This is a genomic window from Bacillus sp. 7705b (genome assembly GCF_002289525.1).
In the GTDB taxonomy this organism is placed as follows: Bacteria; Bacillota; Bacilli; order Bacillales; family Bacillaceae; genus Bacillus; species Bacillus halotolerans.
On record NZ_NSDH01000037.1, the window covers coordinates 28,467 to 49,026 of the forward strand.

Below are 20,560 nucleotides of genomic sequence, written 5' to 3' on the forward strand. Positions count from 1 at the left end.
CAAGACAGAAAGGAAATTAGAAATTTTTAAGCTCCTTTAACATCTTTATTTTGCTTCCTTTTATGTAGGTGAAACATACCCCGCTGACAGTCACCATTCCGCCTAGCAGTGAAATAAGTGAAGGCATTTCGCCTATCCACACCCAGGAAATCACCAATGTCAAAGCCGGTGTTACATAAAGTGAAATCGTTGCTTCAGAAGCACCGACGATTGAAGTTACATATGCAAGCGCAAAGTATGGGATGACCGTCGGGAATAAACCTAAGTAAACGATAGACAATGTGGAGTTCATTGAGGCGTTTACAAACTCCCCCCATAAGCCTGGAAGAAAAACAAGCATTGGTAAGGATGCACCCCAAATCGTGAACGTTACAAATGGAATAAAACCATACTTTTTTATATAACGGGCTTGAAAAACAAAATAAATACTCTCTGCAAAAGCTGCCAGCAGAATGAACAGAATCCCTTTCATTGAAAGCGTATGATCTCCTGTCCCTAATGAAATAAATGACACACCCAATAAACTAATGATAGAGCCAATCCATTTAGAAAAACCAAAATGTTCACCAAAAAACAGTCGAGACAACACCGCAGAAAAGATTGGTGCTGTGGTTACGAGTAAGCTTGCAATCCCGGCACTAACTGTTTTTTCGCCGATATTAAGCAAAATGTGATAGAGTGCAAAACCTAAAAACCCTAATAATAAGATGACAGGGATATCTTTCATGTCAGGTAAGCGCATTTTAGTCAGCACAGCAAAAAGCAACAATGCCATAGATCCGATTAACAAACGAAATAAAGCAAGGTGTTCGGGTGTGTAATATTCCAGACCTACACGAATTCCCGGAAAAGCTGATGCCCACAAACCGATCATAAGACTATAAGATATGATGAGTTGCACAGTTTTCTTTTTCATGATCTTCACTCCTTCTTTACAAAAACCAACCAGTTATTTAGTGTGTTTTATACTAATTGAGATTTGATAAAATGGCTTCAACCAGTTACACAATTTTTGACCCAACCACTTTAGTTGAAGGAGACTGCTTTTGATGAGCGTTACAGAAGAAAAAACGGTTAGAAAGCTTCCTAAGTACTTACAAATCATTGATTATATAAAAGAGAAAATAGGAAATGGAGAGTGGCCGATTGGAAGTAAGATTCCAAGCCAGCGAACGCTTGCAAAAGACTTTCATGTAAATCGAAGCACGGTTATCACAGCATTAGAGGAATTGATGGCAGATGGGTTGATTGAAGGCAGAATGGGCAAAGGGACAGTTGTCATCAACAATACTTGGACACTGTTGGCTAAGAATTCTGCACCCAATTGGGAGAAATATGTAACTTCGGGAATCCAGCAGCCAAGCCGAAGAATTGTTCAAGAGATCAATAAATCAGAATCAAATTCTGATCTTATACAGCTAAGCAAAGGAGAACTTTCAAATGAGATTTTTCCTTTGTCTGCTATGAAAGAGATTATGGGCAAGGTATCTCAAAACATAGAGGCGTTCGGATATGAGGAACCAAAAGGATACTTGCCTTTAAGAGAGGCATTGAGTGATTATTTAAAAACAATCGGGATTCAGGCTTCACCTTCATCCATTCTTATAGTTTCAGGAGCACTGCAAGCCTTACAGCTTATATCAATGGGACTTTTGCAAAGAGGTTCAACTGTTTTTCTTGATCAGCCATCTTATCTTTATTCATTACATGTATTTCAATCAGCCGGAATGAATCTGACCGGACTTCCTATCGATAAAGAGGGGCTTTTGCCAAATCATATTCATATGACAAAGGGGGAACGGGGAAGAGCCATATTATATACAAACCCTTGTTTTCAAAATCCGACTGGTATCTTAATGTCAGAAGAGCGGCGGAAAGAAATCCTTGCAGCAAGCGAGGAAACACAGCTTCCCATTATTGAAGATGACATATATCGTGAGCTGTGGATAGATGAAAACCCGCCATATCCTATTAAAACAATAGATAAAAACGGCCATGTGCTATATGTAGGAAGTTTATCGAAAACGCTAAGCCCCGGCTTAAGGATTGGATGGATAGTCGGACCGGAACCAGTGATTGAACGTTTATCTGACATTAAAATGCAGACAGATTACGGATCCAGTTCGTTATCTCAAAGAGTTGCGGCGGAATGGTTCACATCTGGCCAATATCAGCGGCATTTAGAACGTGTGAGACATCAATTAAAGATAAGAAGGCAATTTGTTACGAGCGCTTTAGAAACCAATATGAAGAATGCAGCTGTTTGGACTATTCCAAAAGGGGGATTCTTTATTTGGTTAAAAATTTTGCCTTCGATATCTATGAAATTACTTTATAAAAAAGCCTTAACAAAAGGGATTCTTCTCAATCTTGGCAGTATCTATGCTCAGGAAAAAGGGAATTATATTCGCTTGTCATACGCTTATGCATCCCTTGAAGATCTCCAAAAGGGAATTTATGAATTAAGTTTGATCATTAAGGAACTTGCAAGTAAATAAATATGCATTCAATGTTGATAGATAGGTTCTTAGAAATTATAAGATGAATATGTAGAGTGGTGGGTGTCTCCTCATCTTACTGGCTATTCTAAAAAGCTCAGAACTCGTTCATTTATGGTTTCAGACTGTTCCAATGATAAAACATGGCCCGCATTTTTGATGATTTCTGCTTCAATTCCAGGCACTAATAAAGATGCGCGCTGTAAGGCTGAATGCGGATCATAAATGACTTCATGTTCACCTAGTAATAATAGAATCGGGACTTTTACTGATTTTAATTCTTCGTCGGTGAAAACATACGGAAATCCGTCGGCTTTAGGGGTTTGCTGTCTTGCTCCATCCTGCCACATAACTCCTGCATGAAACTGCTTCACAAAAAGTGGATGTAACACATTGCGATCTATCATCATCCACTTTAAGAAACTCTCAACTCCATTTGGTTCTGTGAGACTAAGCGCATATTTATAAAAATCGTGATGAAATGGTAAAAATGTTTCCGCTGGGCTAAGAAGAGTTGCACTTTTTACTCTCTCTGGCGCACGTAAAATAAAATTCATAGTATGAAGTCCGCCAAGTGAGAGTCCGATCATGTGAGGCTTTTCGACCCCTAGATAATCAAACACATCAAGAAGCCAATCGGCGTAACCCGTTCTTGTACCACATAAATCTGCAGGAATACTTTTATTCTTATCACCTATGATATCGATTGCATAAGTTCGGTATTTGCTGCTCCAATCCGCAATGTTGGGATACCACATCGTGGAGCTAAATAGTGCCCCGTGAAGCAATACGAGTGGCGGCGCATTCTCTGGTCCGCTTGCAATCACATGCGTTTGACCGAAACGAGTGGATACATAATATGCTTTGTAGGGAACTGGCCAAAGACCGAGGCTTTCATCATAAGTTTGAAAATAGTGAATGCCATTGTCACTTAATTGGGGAAACATTGGTGAATGGTTTGACATGCAAATTTCCTCCCGTCCTTTTTAAAAGAATGTATTGTTACGTGCAGAAAAGTAAAGTAATTGATTATAACAGAACTATTTACAATATAATACAGTTTTCGTTTTGTATCAAATACTAAATGAAATTGGGGATAAATAATTTGATACAGAAGTCTAAGAATACATATAACAGAAATCAATCGTTTCCGAGAAAGTCGCAGTACTTTAACAAACATGCAACAAATACCTTTAGAAACGTTAAGAACAAACCTTATCAGGCTGAAGTATCATACTGAATCATGGTGAGAGCTCTTTACAGAAGTGTCGTTAAAAGAGGGGAATTCTTTTACGGATAGAATAAAAGAGAGAAAGTGATAGGGGGGACAGTTTGCAGGAGATAAAAGAAGAACAATATAGTGATGCCAAAACATTGATACATCATAAAGAAACATGTTGCCCGACATTTGTTTATTCAATATTAGAACAAACAATTCCGGGAGTTGTTTATGCAGATGATCAATCGTTTCTGATAGGAACCAGCTCAGGAATTTATTATGTTGCAGGCGATGAAAGGAATCAAAATGTAAATGAATTTATCGTCAAATTATACAATAAGAGAGCTAAATCCAAAAAAAGATTTACTCTGTTTTCTCCCAATCGCTCATGGGACAGCGTAGTAAAAACTGTACTGCATGATGAATTGAATCAAATGATGCGATATTCGTTTTTTCAACAAATTTCTGCCAAAAAGGCTTTTCAGCTTCCAAAGGGGGTTACATTAAAAAGAATAAATGAGGATATCATTTCAAGCAGCACTGAATTTCAAAAAGCTTATTATGAGGAGTATTGGGGTTCAGTCTCGAATTTTTTAAAAAACGGATTTGGATTTGCTGTTTTGTATGACAATTATGTTGTCAGTGAGTGCACTTCTATATTTCTAGGCGGCGATCGTGCAGAAATGGATATCTATACTCACGAAGAATATAGAGGGATGGGGTTCGCTTATATTGCTGGGAGTAAGTTTATAAATGATTGTCTCGAAAACGGCGTCAGCCCTTGCTGGGATTGTGATGTCAGCAACAAATCATCTATTCATTTAGCAAAAAAACTAGGATTTAAGATATCAACCAAATACTCCATCTTTTTTAAAAAATCAGGTTAAAAAAGACCCTTCCAAGGAAGGGCCTTTTCTTGAGCACCAAGCTGACGGAGAATATCATGCTTATTCACATGAACTCTTTTCGCCATTTAAAATGAATATGATTCGCCATCATCCGGCACTAGTACATGAGATGACATGCCTTTTTCATGAATAAAGCCTTTTAATTCTTCTCTGGATAATGCCCAATGGTTGACCGCTTCCATATGGCTCACGATTATTTTTGCATGAGGGGCAGCTTGATGCGTTTCATAGATATCTTCTTTCCCCATGACGAGAGAGCCGCCCTCAAAGAATTGATTGTTTCCTCCGTTCACTACAATGATTTCTGGCTGGTGTGTATCGATCTCTTCTTGGATCGCATCATACCAAACTGTATCTCCGGCTACATATAACGTTTTCTCGCTTTGGTGTTTGAACACGACACCGCATACAAGACCGGCAAGTTTTAAAATATCTCCTCTGCCGTGTTCGCCTTTGGTTTTGATTAATTGAATACCATCAAAGTCTGTGTCGGTTGTGAGAATCTCGACATTTTGAAAACCGGCGTTTCTGACTTCTTTCGCATCTTCTTCATTTTGTACAAACATTTTTATGTCTTTTGGCAACATGTCTTTGGCTGCATCATCAAAGTGATCCAAATGCAAATGAGTGACAATGACTGCATCAAGATTGTTGATGATATGATCGGCTGATGTCGGCAAGCTGACTAAAGGATTTTTTTGGTCTTGTCGTGGTGAATTTGGGAATGGAGGATAAGTGCCCTTTTCTGCTAACATTGGATCTATTAAAAACGTTTTGCCTGCATATTCGACAACAAGTGTGGCATTACGAATTTGTTGAATGTTCATATTAAAACTCCTTTTCTTTGATATACGTATAGCTTATACTATGACCAATCGCCAAATACATGGATGAAATCAAGTCTTTTGGCCGTTTTACTTGAATGTTGAAAGAACCTATTACACATGAACATCGAACGGGCTAGAGTGCATCCTGATTGAAGAGAATGCGGACAACCAAAATAGTACGCGGGTTTTAAAAAAGTGAATGTGTTTTTGGAACTCGGACATAGGTGCCAATTTACTTAGCGCATACGATGTTTTCATTTGTTTTTGAAAGGATAGGATATGATGTTGGATCACACGGATATGCAAATAATAGAAGAGTTATCTAAAAACAGCCGCATTACAATGAAAGATTTAGGGGAGAAAGTTCATTTGACGGGCCAAGCCGCTGCATCCAGGGTTGCCAAATTAGAAGATAACGGAGTGATTGAGGGTTATACCATTAAAGTGAATCAAGACAAATTGGGATATTCTATCCATGCCTTGATTAATATCTATACAAAAAGCACGCATCATCAGCCTTATCTTTCCTTTATCAAAACGCAAGAGACATACGTCATCAATAATTATAAAATCAGCGGGGATGGCTGTTATCTTCTGGAATGCAGATTTCCCTCTAACGAATTGCTGGATGAATTTTTGGTAGGCTTAAATCAGCATGTAAACTATAAATTGTCTATTATTATTAATAACATGCAACAATAAAAATGCATAAAGTAAGAATATATAAATGCTAAAAAAACCAAGGGTGTCAGCCTTTGGTTTTTGTTATAAGGCGGAAGGAAAATGAAGTTTGATGAAGACATTTAATCAGACTGTGGCGAATCATCCGTAATTGGAATCCATTAGTGATTAACAAATTACGAATATCATCTGGATCTGTGGGGTTCTTTGGAACAGGGAGGCGCTGCACCAGCTGTTCAACTGAATGGCCGACAATTGATGAAAAAAGGCACACGAAGACGTCCAATCACAGGCGCCTTTTTTAATGCAGCTTTTTAGGACTGGGATTTACATTTTCATGATCGATTTCATCAAATAAATTTCGGTTATTTGAATGGGATGGCTGAACATCTTCTTTGATAAAGTCGGGGTGAATAATCTTTTTTAAATCCCTGACTGTTAAAGGCTTGGCTTCATCAATTAATTCTAAGCCTAATAGGCCGTTTGCTTCTAACGTCGCCTTTTTGACATCCTGTAAAGTAGAAACGCCGTGCAGTCTCAATTGCATTTCCAGCTGATCTAACGTCAGTCTCATTCTCTTTAAATTGTCTAAATGTAATTGGCCATCTTCAATGATAATTGTCGCTTTCCCGGTTAACAGCTTTTCAATCAAATTAGACTTTAGCTGAATCCATTCCATAAAAAGGAGTGAGAGCGTAAAAATGACAGCTGCAACTAGTGTTTTTAATAGGCTGTTTTCGATGATCGGCTGAACAATGATGGTTCCGATCGAAATCATGACAACCGTTTGTGCCGAGGTCATTTGCGCAATTGATTTTCTTCCTGAAATTCTAAGCAAAATCACCCCAGATATCATGAGGACAAATGCTTCCCAAGTAAAACTCATCCTACCACCTGACCAGTAATGTAAAGGATTATAACGCCGGAGGCTAACTGCAGAGCGTCTTTGACCATTTGAACGTTAATATATCCGAAAGCCTGGTTGTTCATTCAGCATGATGAATGACTTTGTATGTTGCCAAGCTGCCCGCATGAGAATAAACAGCGATAAAGTTGCCTTACAGCGGTTCGCGTTCCAAGCGGCTTAGAGCAGGTGAAAAGATTTGTCTTACAATTTTGGACAGGTTGTATAAAAATAAAGCAGATATATGGACATTCTTAAGTCTGGTCCCGTATATTTCAGGCAGGTAAATACCAATCAGCAGGAGGAATGGGATGAAAGAGGTTACTGAATTACTATCACTGAATGCAATAGAGAATTTTATAAATCGTCACCAGTTAAGTTTTATCTATATATCAAGACCAAGCTGTACAGTATGCCACGCAGTTTTGCCGCAGCTTAGAGAATTGCTGGAGCAGTTTCCGCATATCAAACTAGGACACGTTAATGCTGACAGTGTGGAGGAGGTTGCCGGCAGATTTTCGGTCTTCACCGTCCCCGTTCTTCTTTTATTTATTGAGGGTACTGAATTTCTGAGAGAAGCGCGTTTCGTGCATTTTGAACAGCTGGAACAGAAATTAAAAAGAGTTTATCAATTATATGAGGAATAAAATGTGCAGCTAAACGAACATGGCTTCAAGTCATGTTCGTTATGTTTTTATGAAGGAAGCAGATGGATATGAAATTCATTGACATAAAATCCAAATGCATGAAATAATACTCATAAGTAATGTTACTGAAAAGTATCTTTTTGTGGAGGCTGATCCGATGTGAAAAGCAGAAAAGGACGTAAAGGGGAGGAGAGCCGGAAACGATTGCTCAAAGCTGCTGCACATGAATTTTCGATTCGGGGATTTCATGAAACGAAGGTAAGTGCCATTGTGAAAAGAGCTGGACTGACGCAGCCTTCCTTTTATCTGTACTTTCAAAGTAAAGAAGCCATCTTTGAGGAGTTAATCAACGATTTCCACTCTCGCTTAAGAAAGCTGACAGAATCACTTCTCCTGGAAACCGGATTACATGCGAACGATGTAACAAACGGAGTGCTCTCTGCTGTGGAAGCTGTTTTTCAGTTTCTGGCGGAGGACAAGGATTTAACAAGGATCGGTTTTTTTCTCAATCCAGAAGCGAAACAATTGAAACAAGATGTGGCGATGGTTTTGAAAGACAACTTAGAAGCAGAACAGCGCCTTGGCTATTTTCGTTCCGAATTGGAAATGGAAACCGTGGCGGAATGCTTGATCGGCATGATTGAACATTTGACCGATTCATATTTGTTAACCGGAATCAAAGATCCGGCAAGTCTCGCCGAGCCGGTTGTCAATCTCTTAATATACGGGACGCTTCCAAAAGGGAGTGACGCAAGATGATATCTATGATCATGAAAGTCAGTTTGGCAGCTTTTATGCTCGCAGGAGGCATCATAAAGGTGTTCCGCGTGCCCTTTCAAGTGGAGCATTGGCGGCATTATCAATATCCGTTATGGTTTCTGACTGTTACTGGTATTCTTGAAATAGCGGGGGCATTTGCTATGACAGCGGGAATTTGGAATCGGTATGCAGCATTTGGGGCAGGCGTCCTGTTTGTCGTTCTCATGGCGGGAGCGGTTCATGCGCACATTGTTCGAGCGCGCCAATCAGTACTCATGACGATCCCTGCAATGATCTGTTTGATTGTTTCTATCATTATAATCATTTGGGAGTCCACGTAAGCTATTCACTTAACAAACCAATTTGCAGGAAACCCCCTTCTCTTATCGAATAATAGAAAATAGATCTTCATTTGTACGTTATTCGTCCGGCACCAGCTGGACTTTTTTTCATAAAGGAGGAATACAGGATGGCATTAACTTTGGAAGACATGACTGTGGAGGAGTTCGAAGCATTTCGCGGGATGTCCGTGCAAAATTATGCGAAACAAAACATACAATCGGGAACTTGGACGGAAAAAGAGGCGTTTGAGAAATCGGAACAGGCATATGAGAAAATGATTCCGAATGGACGAAACAGCAGCAATCATTTCTTTTGGAACATCAGGAATGACCTTGGAGAAAACATTGGCTGGCTCTGGCTGTATGCTGACCCGCACCATCCGCAAAAAGAGGCGTTTATTTATTCATTTGGCCTGTATGAAGCTTTCCGCGGTAAAGGGCTGGCTCAATTGGCGCTTCGCGCGTTAGATGATAAGGCGAGGCAAATGGGAGCGGAGAGGCTTGCTCTCCATGTGTTTGCGCACAATGAAACAGCCGTCCACCTTTATCAGAAAATGGGGTATATCATGACAAATATCAAAATGCGGAGACAGCTGGTCTAGCAGGTGAAAATGCGGCCTGCTTAGCGGTTCGCGTTTAGTCCGAGATTGTTGAAGAAGAAGCAGCGTTTATCATTGGTTTTTTTTGAGTCCCGGAATGCCCTATGTAGCCTTTTTGCTGGCAATGTCGTTTAAGGCTCCTGCAATTTTATTTCAGCCCAGTACCTGATGTTTCTGCATGATTTGAAAAGCTGGGTTGGAATTGTTTTTAAAGAATCGGGCATCACATGTCCGCCCGAGAAGTGTGTGATAGCCTTTATTACGCTTTTTGAAGGGCTGACATTCAGCTGGTTTACGAGAATAAACAAACATTTGAGCGGTCTTTAGATATTTCCTGCGGCGAGGGCTGGAGACGAAAGCTTAAAAAATACCAAGGGCGAACAGCCCTTGGTATCCCTAAAACGCTATTGATCCAGCTCTTTCATCCGTTTCGTAAGCTCGTTGAAGGCCTGATCCAGCTCCTTGTACCCTTTATCATTTGGCGTCATAAAACTGAGCTTTCCCAGCACTTCTTGTCTTTCTGTCTCAAGCTTTAAACGAAGCTCCTCCCGGTCATTTCTTTCTGAAGGAACGTCATTCAATTGCTTTTCGATGCCATTGTTTGAGATAACGAGTTTGCTGTTCGTTGTTTTCTCGAGAAAATAACGGTCGTGCGATACCACAATCAGTGTGCCGCTGTATTGTGACAGTGTTTCTTCCAGCTGTTCGCGTGACGGCAGGTCGAGGTGATTGGTCGGTTCATCTAATATCAGCACGTCTTTTTCCTCTAAGATATAAGCCATCAGCTTGCACTTTACACGTTCGCCCATACTCATATGTTGAATTGGTTCTGTCCATTGAGAAGCGGTAAATCCCAATCGCGTCATGATATTCTGGACATTTCCTCTCGCCTCGAACGTGTCTTGATAAAATAACTCCTCCGGTGTTTGTTCTAAAGGCAAATCAAATACTTCCTGTGTTAAATAACCGATTTTTGCTGATGGTGATATCCACACCTTTCCCTCAGCCGTTTCCTGTCCAAGAATGACTCTCAATAAGGTTGTTTTTCCGCTGCCGTTCGGGCCTGTAATGGCAACCTTTTCTCCGTGCTGAATCGTAAAGCGGGCGTTTTGAAACAGTGTCTTTTCGCCAAATGACTTCGTCAGATGTTGAACCTCCAAAAACCGTTTTCCTGTTTTATGAGTTGTATCAATTGAAAAACGAACAGTATATTCCGGATCGACAGGCTCAGCCTTTGTTTTTTCGAGTTCTTTTTCAAGCCGCTTTTGTTTCGATTTGATCTGGGCATCTGTGCGCTTTGCTTTTACACGATGGTATTCTTTAAACCCTTCCTTTTTCGTCGATTGTGCGTGGGCTTTTTTCGACCATGAAGTGAGTTCTGTCATTTGTGCTTCAATCCGTTCAATCATTTTCTGCTGTTTTTCATATTCGCGCTGCTGTGTCAGTCTTTTTTCTTTCCGGAACTTCATGTAACCAGAGTAGTTCCCTTTGTATTCAGTCAGCGTGTGGTCCTCGATTGACCATATTTTCGTGGCAGCTTCATCTAAGAAATACCGATCGTGCGAAACGAGAATGACAGTGCCGCTAACATTTTTCAGCTGCTGAATGAGAAATTGCAGGCTTATGTCATCAAGATGGTTTGTCGGTTCATCTAGCAGGAAAAGGTCTGCATCCTCTGATAGCCCTTTTGCCAGCCGTGCTTTCAGTTTTTCTCCGCCGCTTAACTGGCTGAAATCACGGGCTGGCACGTGCCATTTCTCCAGCAGTTTCACTTCGGCAGGTGTCTGATTCTCAAAGGAATACGATTCAGTCTCCTGTTCAACCAGCACCGTTTTTAAGCCGTGCTGCATCCATTGGATTTGTCCCTGTGACGGAATTAAGTCCTTGTTGATCAGGTGAAGCAGCGTCGATTTTCCAGCCCCGTTTTTGCCGATAATCCCAATGATATCGCCTTGCTGAACGCTGGCATTTATGTTTTTAAAAACGGTAAGATCCTTCACTTCATAGCTGACGTTTATAAGTTTTAATTGTTCTTTCATCTATATCCCTCGCTTTAAGGGAGAACAAAAAAATCCTCCCAAATGTTTTGGAAGGATTAGCCGTGCCTTTGCCATGATTAAATAAGCTATTCTTCAGAAATAGCGCGTACGTATTTAGAAAATGGGCAGACTAATCCTATTTTTTATGATTTGAAATATGCGATTTCAAACGTTAAAAATAAGATTAGTTAATCATTGTCCACCCATCATCCCTTCTCAATTTATTACAAACAATATAGCATATTTTTTAATTCGAAAGCAAAGGGAAATTGGAATTCCTCTGGATATCCAATCAAAAAAGCTCCTGCTCTCATTTCTGAGGCAGGAGCTTAAAAGGGTTATGGCTGCTTTAATTTTCTTACTTTATAAATCACAATCAGCAAAATAAACCAAACCGGTGTAACAAATAAGGAAACCCGAGTATCCTGTGCTAATGCCAGTACAACAAGGACAAACGCCAGGAACGCTAAAATTAAGTAATTCGTAAATGGATAAAGCGGCAGCTTAAATTTGTTTGCTTTCGCCAATTCAGGTCTTGTTTTACGGTATTTCATATGGCAGATAACAGTAATTCCCCAAATATAGATAAAACATACGGTGGAAATACTAGTGATCAAGGTAAATACGCCTTCCGGCATGATGTAGTTCAATGTGACACCGATTAAAATCACGATAGCTGAAAAGAACAATGCATTTCTCGGTACCTTGCGCGGTGTCAGTTTTGCCATTGATTCCGGCGCATTCTTGTCTTTCGCCAGTGAATAGACCATGCGGCTTGTACTGAATACAGCGCTGTTGCAGGCTGAGGCAGCTGACGTTAATACAACAAAGTTGATAATGCTTGCCGCACCGACGATGCCGACTGCAACAAAGACCTGTACGAATGGGCTTTCGCTGGGATTGATGACATCCCATGGATAGATGCTCATAATCACAAGAAGCGCCCCAATATAGAAAAGCAGCACCCTTACAGGGATATTGTTGATCGCCTTAGGGATGACTTTTTCAGGGTTTTCTGTTTCACCCGCTGTAAGCCCGACGAGTTCAATGCCGACAAAGGCAAACACAACCATCTGGAACGAGAGGATAAATCCGTGTATTCCATTCGGGAACATGCCTCCGTGGTTCCAGAGATTTGAGAAACTGGAAACACCTGAACTTGTGGAAAAGCCTTTGAAAATCATAAAAAGACCGATCACAATCAGCGCCAAGATGGCAATGACTTTAATTAATGCAAACCAGAATTCCAATTCTCCAAACAGCTTGACGGTAGCCAGGTTCATAATCAGTAAAATAATAAGAGCGATTAAGCCCGGAACCCATTGCGGCACACCGGGAAGCCAATACTGTGTATATAGCCCGACCGCAGTTAAATCGGCCATCGCGATTGAAATCCAGCAGAACCAGTAGGTCCAGCCTGTGATAAATGCGGCCATATCGCCTAAATAATCCTGAACAAAATCAACAAAAGAGTGATAGTTCAGATTAGACAACAGCAGTTCTCCAAGCGATCTCATAATTAAAAAGCAAATGATCCCCGTGATCATGTAAGCAAATAAAATTGACGGTCCTGCAAAGTGTATCGATTTTCCCGAGCCGAGAAACAGGCCTGTCCCAATGGCTCCGCCGATCGCAATAAGCTGGATGTGCCTGTTTTTCAGGCCTCTCGACAGTTTCTGCTGATTTATATTAGGATCTTGCGTCATGTCGTCTGTCACTTTGTGTGTTCCTCCATTGAAAATTGTTTAAACATGTTTTTAGATACTATTATAACACTAAAATTTCTATCTTTTTTACTATACAGGAAATATGGAAGGAAATTTTAAGGTTTATCGATTCATCACAAGATACGAAAAAAGCGGCTCAATCGTGGGAGCCGCTTTTGTTTACGCCATTTTATGATTTTTTCATATACAGATAAAGCCCATAATCAGTCGGAGTAGATGCGTACCCTATCTGACGCAGCATCGCTGTTATGTTGCCGCGGTGATATGTCCCGTGATTTACAACATGCGGCACTATTTCAGAAGCAGTCGTTTTCATGATTCCGCCGGCGGGATTTTCAATCTGAAGGGGTTTATGGATCTGTTCCTTTTGCTTGAAAAAAGCTGTATATCGCTCGGACAACTTTAGAAACAGGGCTTCCATTTCCGCTAGCTCCTTCGCCACTGTCTGGTCTTTAAGCTGTTCAGCTAATGCCAAAGCATGGTTCATACTTTTTCCGGAAAACACTTCCACCCAGCCGAGATCAGAAAGATAAACATGGGACAATACATGGGATATTGACGGGAACACACTTTGGATCTCCTGACGATAAACCTCCTGTGGAAGCTCTTTTAATCGATTAAACATTTGCTGATGAGCCCATACGTTATATTCATACAATTGTAATGCTAGATTAGACATGTGAATTTTCCCCTTTCGCGTTTATTGTTTCTATTGTATACGAACAAACATTCTTTAGGGAATTTTCTGTGAATAAAATGTATTGACAGAACATAGTTTAGAGGGATAAACTATGTAGCATCGATCGAAAGTTTAGAGGTGTAAACTAAAATGCAGGAGGAAAGACGTTGAATGAACAGAAGCTATGCCAAGCGATAAATCTTTTCGTAGAAGTTTTACTTGAAGGTACAGAGTTTGTACATCATGAAGTCGATCAGGATATATTCAAACACATCTCCAGAGAACAGGCCGACCTGTTAAAAATTTTAAAAGTCAAGGGCCCATCTTCTCCCGGCAGCCTGGCCATGTATCAAAACGTGCATAAGAGCGCGATTTCTAACCGATTGAAGAAGCTGCTGGAAAAGGGATTGGTTGAGTGGGATGACTGTCCGGTAAAAAGTGATAAACGCACGAAACGAATCAAAATTTCAGAAAACGGTGAAAGCATTATCGAAGAATTGGATTCAGCTATCTTTAACGCGCTCAAAGAGCTGATGCACGATATAGATGAGGAGCACTTACAATCATTCATTGACATATTTACCATTCTAAAAAGCAAATTTAAAGGAGGGGATCTTCCGGAATGAAATCGATTGTCAAATTCAAATGGGCCATTGCGGCGGTTATCTTAGCGCTGACTGTTATATTGAATTTATTTTCTCCCAACTTAACGGAGCTGGCCAATCAAAAGGGGCAGTCACAGCTGCCGGCTGATTCCGTTTCAGAAAAAGCAAATGCTATTCTGAAAAAAGCCGGAGAAAACAATAATTCGATAAGCATTGTCTTTCCATTAGATCGTGCGCTAAATAAAGATACAGAGGATCAGCTCCGCAGCATGATCGATAACGTCAAAAAGATTGATGGTGTTGAAGAGGTAACATCTCCGCTGACAGGTGAAAAAGAAATCAAAGATCAATTGATTTCAAAGGATAAGAAAACCATTCTTATTCCCGTAACGATCACCGGATCTGATAAGAAAGCGGAAAATATTGCCGATGATATTTATCAAATCGTTCCCGATGATTTGACGGCATATATTACGGGAGCGTCTCTTATCAATCAGGATTTTGCGCACAGCTCAGAGGATGGGCTTAAGAAAACGGAAGTGATCACAGTCTGTTTGATTATCGGCTTGCTGCTGATCGTGTTCCGCTCTGTTGTGACGCCTTTTATCCCGATTGTGATTGTCGGTTTCTCGTATGTAATCAGTCAATCTATACTGGGCATTTTAGTTTATAATGTTGATTTTCCTATTTCGACATTTACCCAAACCTTTTTAGTTGCCATCCTGTTTGGGATTGGAACAGATTACTGTATTCTTCTTCTGACTCGTTTCCGTGAAGAACTGGCAAACGGGCATGACAAAAAAGAGGCAACCCTTATTGCTTACCGTACAGGCGGAAAAACATTGTTTATCAGCGGGTTTGCGGTATTGATCGGGTTTTCTGCCCTTGGTTTTGCAAAGTTTGCCATTTTTCAATCAGCTGTGGGAGTTGCTGTCGGGGTTGGCATTTTAATGATCATCCTCTTCACTCTGCTGCCTTTATTTATGGTGATGCTCGGTGAAAAGCTCTTCTGGCCGTCTAAGAAAGTGCTGTCGCACAATGACAATAAATTGTGGGCGTTTCTCGGCAAACATTCTGTTGCCCGTCCGTTTCTGTTTCTCGTTATAACAGTCATCATCACGCTTCCGTTCATTTTGACCTATGATGACCAGATTTCATTTGATTCAACGGCGGAAATCAGCAGCGATTACAAATCCATCAAAGGTCTTGAAGCCATTAAGGATGGGTTTGGTGAAGGAAAAGCATTTCCGGTGAATGTGGTGATAAAAGGAGACAAGGATCTCACTACCGCTGAGACGATCCCTTATCTCGGAAATATCAGCAAAGCCATTGAGAAAGTCGAACATGTTGATTCCGTCATGACCATTACCCAGCCGACGGGTGAAAAAATCAAAGATTTATATATTGATAAACAGCTAGGCTCTGTGTCAGACGGACTGGATAAGACAGTAAAGGGAATTGCTGATGTCCAAAGCGGGTTAACGGATATTGAAGATGGGCTGAATCAAATGTCCGGGAAAACCGGAACGGCCGCGAATGGCAGCTCCGGAGGCTCACTGTCAGATGCAGCTGACGGTTTGGGAAAAATCAATCAGCAGCTGCAGCTTGTCAGCAAACAGCTTTCTCAAACCGGCAATACCGCACAGGCGGTGCCGCAGCTCACAGCAATCAGCGGACAGCTTGGACAAATTCAAACCGGCCTTGAGCAAGCAAATGAGCAGCTTTCAGGCCAGCAGAAACAAGCCGGAACGCTGACAGAAAGCCTGAATCAGCTTGCCGAAGGTGTGAAGAGCGCAAATAATGGACTGACAAAAATCACCGACGGGATTACGGCATCCAGTGATATGTTAGAGGACATGAGCAAAAGCTCAACCGTTCGGGATACGGGGATTTTTATTCCTGATCAAGTCATGAAAGATAAGGATTTTAAGAAATCAATTGATCGGTATTCCTTTGCAGACGGCAAGGGAGTGCAATTAAGCGTCGCCTTGGAGTCAAACCCGTATTCAGAACAAGCGATTACGACCATAAACCAGATCAAAAAAGCGGTAGCCGGCGAAGTCGGCGGCACGCCTCTGGAGTACACTCAAATAGTTTACGGCGGGGTAACGAGCGTCAATGCCGATTTAAAAGAGCTGTCTACAACGGATTTCTCCAGAACGATGGTCATCATGATTCTCGGGCTGTTTATCGTCTTGACAATCTTGTTCCGTTCAATGGTGATGCCGATTTATATGATCGCTTCACTGCTGCTTACGTATTACACTTCAATATCAATGACGGAATTGATTTTTGTGAATATCTTGGGCAATGATGGAGTCAGCTGGGCGGTACCGTTCTTCAGTTTTGTCATATTGATCGCGTTAGGGGTAGATTACTCGATCTTCTTGCTTGACCGCTTTAAAGAAGAGGTTCAGCTTGGCATTCATCAAGGTGTCATCAGGTCAATGAGCAAAATGGGCTCTGTCATCATCACCGCGGCTATTATTTTGGCCGGTACATTCGCGGCGATGATGCCATCGGGCGTTAATACGCTGATGCAGGTGGCAAGTGTCGTCATTATCGGGCTGCTGCTGTACGGCCTTGTCATTCTTCCGCTCTTGATGCCGGCAATCATTGTGACATTTGGAGAAGGAAACTGGTGGCCGTTTGGCAGAAAGAAAAATAAAGAATAGAAAAAAAGAGTGGTGACAATTCATTTGTTCATCACTCTTTTTTGTAAATGTAAAAGGCACGTTTTTCACCTGTCAGCAAGCAATGGAGGAACAGGGGAGAATCATCAACTTTTCTACATCTGTTGTCGGTCAAATGTTTCCGACATATAGCATATGCGGGAACAAAAGCCGCTTGGGCAATTCACCCGTCAGCTTGCCAAAGAATTAGCCGTGAAACAAATCACCATTAATGCGGTACCGGAAGATATCGCAAATGTGATTGAATTTTTAATGAGCGAACAATCCCAATGGATCACAGACCAGACGATCCGTGTGAATGGCGGATTTATTTAAAATGAAAAAGCTCCCAAGAGTCATTCTTGGGAGCTTTGTTTTATTTCCATTCTGCAATAGTATCAATCGGCAGACGGTAGGAAGCGTATCCTTCGTCCGCAGCTTTTCCGATGGAAAGAAGCATAACAGGCACATAACGCTCTTTGTCTAATCCGAAGGCTTCCGCGATGTTTTCTTTATCGTAGCCGCCGATCGGGTTTGTGTCATAGCCGTGCGCGCGTGCAGTCAGCATAAGCTGCATAGAAACAAGGCCGCCGTCAATCAGGATCGTTTCACGGTTCACCTGAGCCGGAAGCTTTTCAAAATGTGCTGTCAGGGCAGCGATTTGTCTGTCTTTGACCTCCTGCGGCATGTAACCGAGCTCCACGGCTTTTGAATAAATGTCTTCTAAGTAGTCTGCATTGTTCATGTCTGCAAAAACAGCGATGACGGCAGATGAAGTTGTGACCTGTGTTTGGTTAAAGCTTGCTAGCGGCGCGAGCTTCTCTTTTCCTTCCGGGCTGTCGATGACGAGAAAACGCCATGGCTGCGCGTTGACAGAGGATGGCGCAGTTGTAGCTTCCTCTAGGATTTCTGTCATCTCTTCTTTGCTGATTTTCACTGTCGGATCATAATTGCGAATGGAACGGCGTCCTTTCATAATGTCCATAAAATCGTTTGTTTTGATCATGTTGATACACTCCTCTTAAGCTTCGATATTATTTATATTGTTTCGCATGCGCGCCAGCACATCAATGAGCAGGCGGCGTTCTTCTGCACTTACATTTGCGAGCATTTCGTTCATGAAACGCTCCTTTTCCTTCTTAGAAGACTCAATTCGCTCTCTTCCCTGGTCTGTTAACCGAACAAGGGTGATGCGGTTGTCCTCGGGCTTGCGCCGTCTTGATACCATGCCTTTGGCTTCAAGCTGTTTTAGGTGTCTTGTGACGGCCGCGCTGTCGATATTGACTTTCTTTTGAAGGTCGCTTTGACTGATCTCATCCGCATGATAAAGCAATGTCAGCAATTCCAAACGAGATTGGCTGATGCCCGTGCATGCCTCGAACTTCACGCCAATCACTTTGTTCACGCCTTGCAGCTGATATAAAATCTCGGCTTCCTCAGAACAAAATGATGCCAAAACCCATCCCTTCTTTCTTGTCAAAAAAATAATTGATATATCAATAATTGACACGTCAATTAATATACAACGATTGATTTCAATTTGCAAGCCTTTTGCATATTTGAAAAACCTCCCAACATATAAGTTGGGAGGTTTTTGTTATCCTTGCGGCTCGGGATAAAACATCAGCAGAAAAAAGCTGGCCGTTTTCTGTGATGAATTGATGTAGCTGTGCGGTGTGGATCCCGTAAACTGCATGGCGTCTCCTGGTACCAGCGAATGCTCCTGATCCTGCAGATTGACGGTTAACTCGCCTTCTTTGATTAAAATGTATTCTTCTCCTAAATGTGTTTTTGCTTCATGTATGCATCCCGGTTTCAGATCGACAACATAAATTTCAAACTTTGTTTCAGGGTTGTACGGAAAAAAGGGGTAAACAATGTAGTTTTCTTCATTATCTGTAACAGGTTCAATATCTTTAAGATTAATTTTTTTTACTTTCGGCTTGTCTTCTTTCAGAAAAACAGAAAAAGATACTTGCAGTCCATTTGCGATCTTCCAGAGAGTGGTGACAGTCGGGGTCGATTTTTCTTTCTCAATTTGTCCTAGCATCGCTTTGCTGACGCCCGTTAACTCAGAAACTTGATCAAGAGTCAGGTTTCTGCTTTTTCTGAGTTTGACAAGATTCTTTGCAATAATGGCTTGGATATCATCCATACATGTATCTCCTTACGTCATATTCGCTTTATTATAACATATTAAAATCAGCTATTACATACAGTTGTAAGCTATAACATATATGTGTATAATATGTTAGACGAGGAGGAGAAACAGAATGATATCAGAGAAGGAAATCACTCATGCCCAAACTTGCGAGCCATCGTTCTTACAAGGGTTTAAAGATTGTGTCCCGACGCTGATCGGCTACATCAGTATAGGTTTGGCTGCCGGAATCGTGGGAATTGCCTCGCATTTAAGCGTCCTTGAGATTACGCTGTTGTCAGGTTTGGTTTTTGCCGGCGGCTCCCAGTTCGTTATCTGTGCTTTGTTAGCAGCGAATAGTCCGATGTCCGCTATTATCCTGACAACGTTTATCGTAAATTTACGCAATTTTCTATTAAGTGCCGCGCTTGCTCCTCACTTTTCAAAGTATTCGCTAGTGAAAAATGTGGGGATCGGCATGATGGTGACAGATGAGTCATTCGGTGTTGCTTCAAATAAGATTGTAAAAAAAGAACCAATTAGTGATCGATGGATGTTCGGTTTAAATCTCACTGCATATGCGTGCTGGGTGCTCTCTTGTGTGGCAGGGGCAGTCTTTGGTAAATGGATTACCGATCCGGAAACGTTCGGACTCGATTTTGCGGTGACGGCTATGTTTTTAGCATTGCTGATTTTGCAGATGGAACATGTTGTGCCTGCAAAGATTAAACACTATGTATCTCTCATTATTTATATGGTGATTGCGATGATTGTTTTCTCTTTCTTTATGCCGTCACATCTCGCTGTGATTATTTCAACGATCATCGTAGCGACAATCGGGGTGGTGACAGATAAATGAGCGTAAATACATACATCCTGATGGTGATTATCGGCTGCGCGCTGGTCACAATGATTCCCCGCGTAATTCCATTTTTAGTTGTACGGAATATTTCCTTGCCGGAGCCTGTGCTGAAATGGCTCTCCTATGTGCCGGTTTGTATATTGACGGCACTTGTTGTGAAGGATTGCATGATTCAATCCAATGATTCTCTGAAATTGAATTGGCAGGCAGCAGTTGTATTGATTCCTACTCTATTGATTGCACTGAAAACAAAAAGTTTATCTATGACAGTCATCAGCGGTGTTGTTCTTATGGCCGGCTTGCGCTTATGGGTATAAAACAGCTGCTTACATCAAAACTCACGATATCAGGGGGAAGCAAACCCTGGTATTTTTTGTGTCTCTGATTCAATCTTTAAGCGGCTTTCACTGGCTGAAAGTTATGGTACAATATACAAATGTTTTACAGCTTCAA

General features: G+C 41.4%; 20 protein-coding genes and 3 pseudogenes. 13 read left to right on the forward strand and 10 right to left on the reverse strand.

Annotated features, from left to right (window positions below; all coding sequences use genetic code 11):
• Nucleotides 1-16: 16 nt before the first annotated feature.
• On the reverse strand, nucleotides 17-916 hold the full coding sequence (locus CJU60_RS14885; RefSeq protein WP_095714177.1) for a DMT family transporter: 900 nt from the start codon (nucleotides 914-916) through the stop codon (nucleotides 17-19).
• A 133-nt stretch (nucleotides 917-1,049) separates the two neighbouring features.
• Here CJU60_RS14885 and pdxR point away from each other — a divergent pair, with 133 nt between their 5' ends.
• Nucleotides 1,050-2,498 (forward strand): MocR-like pyridoxine biosynthesis transcription factor PdxR, encoded by a 1,449-nt coding sequence (pdxR, locus tag CJU60_RS14890; RefSeq protein ID WP_095714178.1) that lies wholly within the window; start codon nucleotides 1,050-1,052, stop codon nucleotides 2,496-2,498.
• Between the two features lie 83 nt (nucleotides 2,499-2,581).
• On the opposite strand, the gene CJU60_RS14895 is transcribed toward pdxR, so the two are convergent.
• The gene (locus CJU60_RS14895) at nucleotides 2,582-3,463 is read right to left on the reverse strand and encodes a carboxylesterase (RefSeq protein WP_024120356.1); all 882 of its coding nucleotides are present in this window, start codon (nucleotides 3,461-3,463) and stop codon (nucleotides 2,582-2,584) included.
• A 367-nt stretch (nucleotides 3,464-3,830) separates the two neighbouring features.
• Between CJU60_RS14895 and CJU60_RS14900 the strand changes: the two genes are divergently transcribed.
• Nucleotides 3,831-4,604, forward strand: a complete 774-nt coding sequence (locus CJU60_RS14900; RefSeq protein ID WP_095714179.1) for a GNAT family N-acetyltransferase — start codon at nucleotides 3,831-3,833, stop codon at nucleotides 4,602-4,604.
• Between the two features lie 86 nt (nucleotides 4,605-4,690).
• Here the strand turns inward: CJU60_RS14900 and CJU60_RS14905 are convergent, their stop codons facing one another.
• Nucleotides 4,691-5,452, reverse strand: a complete 762-nt coding sequence (locus tag CJU60_RS14905; RefSeq protein ID WP_095714180.1) for an MBL fold metallo-hydrolase — start codon at nucleotides 5,450-5,452, stop codon at nucleotides 4,691-4,693.
• Nucleotides 5,453-5,734: 282 nt separating this feature from the next.
• On the opposite strand from CJU60_RS14905, the gene CJU60_RS14910 reads away from it, so the two are divergent.
• Nucleotides 5,735-6,154, forward strand: a complete 420-nt coding sequence (locus tag CJU60_RS14910) for an Lrp/AsnC family transcriptional regulator (protein WP_095714181.1) — start codon at nucleotides 5,735-5,737, stop codon at nucleotides 6,152-6,154.
• A gap of 280 nt (nucleotides 6,155-6,434) precedes the next feature.
• On the opposite strand, the gene CJU60_RS14915 is transcribed toward CJU60_RS14910, so the two are convergent.
• Nucleotides 6,435-7,019, reverse strand: coding sequence for a DUF421 domain-containing protein (locus CJU60_RS14915; protein ID WP_095714182.1), 585 nt, complete (start codon nucleotides 7,017-7,019; stop codon nucleotides 6,435-6,437).
• Nucleotides 7,020-7,348: 329 nt separating this feature from the next.
• On the opposite strand from CJU60_RS14915, the gene CJU60_RS14920 reads away from it, so the two are divergent.
• From CJU60_RS14920 to CJU60_RS22210, 5 genes and pseudogenes are all read left to right on the forward strand, one after another.
• Nucleotides 7,349-7,684, forward strand: coding sequence for a thioredoxin family protein (locus CJU60_RS14920; protein WP_024120361.1), 336 nt, complete (start codon nucleotides 7,349-7,351; stop codon nucleotides 7,682-7,684).
• A gap of 159 nt (nucleotides 7,685-7,843) precedes the next feature.
• Complete coding sequence (locus CJU60_RS14925) at nucleotides 7,844-8,443, forward strand: TetR/AcrR family transcriptional regulator (RefSeq protein ID WP_095714183.1); 600 nt, start codon at nucleotides 7,844-7,846, stop codon at nucleotides 8,441-8,443.
• Nucleotides 8,440-8,784, forward strand: coding sequence for a DoxX family protein (locus CJU60_RS14930; protein WP_024120363.1), 345 nt, complete (start codon nucleotides 8,440-8,442; stop codon nucleotides 8,782-8,784). Before CJU60_RS14925 ends, CJU60_RS14930 begins: the two co-directional genes overlap by 4 nt.
• 128 nt (nucleotides 8,785-8,912) lie before the next feature.
• The gene (locus CJU60_RS14935) at nucleotides 8,913-9,386 is read left to right on the forward strand and encodes a GNAT family N-acetyltransferase (protein ID WP_095714184.1); all 474 of its coding nucleotides are present in this window, start codon (nucleotides 8,913-8,915) and stop codon (nucleotides 9,384-9,386) included.
• A gap of 94 nt (nucleotides 9,387-9,480) precedes the next feature.
• Nucleotides 9,481-9,736 (forward strand): annotated as a pseudogene (locus tag CJU60_RS22210) (TetR/AcrR family transcriptional regulator); the annotation flags it as partial.
• Between the two features lie 51 nt (nucleotides 9,737-9,787).
• Here the strand turns inward: CJU60_RS22210 and abc-f are convergent.
• From abc-f to CJU60_RS14955, 3 genes are all read right to left on the reverse strand, one after another.
• Nucleotides 9,788-11,422 carry a ribosomal protection-like ABC-F family protein gene (abc-f, locus tag CJU60_RS14945; RefSeq protein ID WP_095714185.1) on the reverse strand — a complete coding sequence of 545 codons (1,635 nt, stop codon included), beginning with the start codon at nucleotides 11,420-11,422 and terminating at the stop codon, nucleotides 9,788-9,790.
• A 338-nt stretch (nucleotides 11,423-11,760) separates the two neighbouring features.
• On the reverse strand, nucleotides 11,761-13,140 hold the full coding sequence (locus CJU60_RS14950) for an amino acid permease (protein ID WP_095714186.1): 1,380 nt from the start codon (nucleotides 13,138-13,140) through the stop codon (nucleotides 11,761-11,763).
• Nucleotides 13,141-13,318: 178 nt separating this feature from the next.
• Nucleotides 13,319-13,828, reverse strand: a complete 510-nt coding sequence (locus CJU60_RS14955; protein ID WP_095714187.1) for a DinB family protein — start codon at nucleotides 13,826-13,828, stop codon at nucleotides 13,319-13,321.
• A gap of 167 nt (nucleotides 13,829-13,995) precedes the next feature.
• Here CJU60_RS14955 and CJU60_RS14960 point away from each other — a divergent pair, with 167 nt between their 5' ends.
• The 3 genes and pseudogenes from CJU60_RS14960 to CJU60_RS14970 form a co-directional block, all read left to right on the forward strand.
• Nucleotides 13,996-14,454 (forward strand): MarR family transcriptional regulator, encoded by a 459-nt coding sequence (locus CJU60_RS14960; protein WP_095714188.1) that lies wholly within the window; start codon nucleotides 13,996-13,998, stop codon nucleotides 14,452-14,454.
• Nucleotides 14,451-17,108 (forward strand): MMPL family transporter, encoded by a 2,658-nt coding sequence (locus CJU60_RS14965; RefSeq protein WP_095714189.1) that lies wholly within the window; start codon nucleotides 14,451-14,453, stop codon nucleotides 17,106-17,108. Before CJU60_RS14960 ends, CJU60_RS14965 begins: the two co-directional genes overlap by 4 nt.
• Nucleotides 17,109-17,145: 37 nt before the next feature.
• Nucleotides 17,146-17,441 (forward strand): annotated as a pseudogene (locus tag CJU60_RS14970) (SDR family oxidoreductase); the annotation flags it as partial.
• A gap of 40 nt (nucleotides 17,442-17,481) precedes the next feature.
• Here the strand turns inward: CJU60_RS14970 and CJU60_RS14975 are convergent.
• The 3 genes and pseudogenes from CJU60_RS14975 to CJU60_RS14985 all read right to left on the reverse strand — a co-directional run bounded on the left by CJU60_RS14975 (nucleotide 17,482) and on the right by CJU60_RS14985 (nucleotide 19,260).
• Nucleotides 17,482-18,111: a nitroreductase family protein gene (locus CJU60_RS14975; protein WP_038954157.1), complete on the reverse strand. Its 630-nt coding sequence runs from the start codon at nucleotides 18,109-18,111 to the stop codon at nucleotides 17,482-17,484.
• Between the two features lie 15 nt (nucleotides 18,112-18,126).
• Nucleotides 18,127-18,620: pseudogene (locus tag CJU60_RS14980) on the reverse strand (MarR family transcriptional regulator).
• A gap of 82 nt (nucleotides 18,621-18,702) precedes the next feature.
• Nucleotides 18,703-19,260 carry a helix-turn-helix domain-containing protein gene (locus CJU60_RS14985; protein ID WP_059291866.1) on the reverse strand — a complete coding sequence of 186 codons (558 nt, stop codon included), beginning with the start codon at nucleotides 19,258-19,260 and terminating at the stop codon, nucleotides 18,703-18,705.
• A gap of 118 nt (nucleotides 19,261-19,378) precedes the next feature.
• Between CJU60_RS14985 and CJU60_RS14990 the strand changes: the two genes are divergently transcribed.
• Nucleotides 19,379-20,104: an AzlC family ABC transporter permease gene (locus tag CJU60_RS14990; RefSeq protein ID WP_059291865.1), complete on the forward strand. Its 726-nt coding sequence runs from the start codon at nucleotides 19,379-19,381 to the stop codon at nucleotides 20,102-20,104.
• On the forward strand, nucleotides 20,101-20,424 hold the full coding sequence (locus CJU60_RS14995; RefSeq protein WP_024120379.1) for an AzlD domain-containing protein: 324 nt from the start codon (nucleotides 20,101-20,103) through the stop codon (nucleotides 20,422-20,424). The genes CJU60_RS14990 and CJU60_RS14995 overlap by 4 nt, the downstream gene beginning before the upstream one ends.
• The last annotated feature ends 136 nt before the right edge of the window (nucleotides 20,425-20,560 follow it).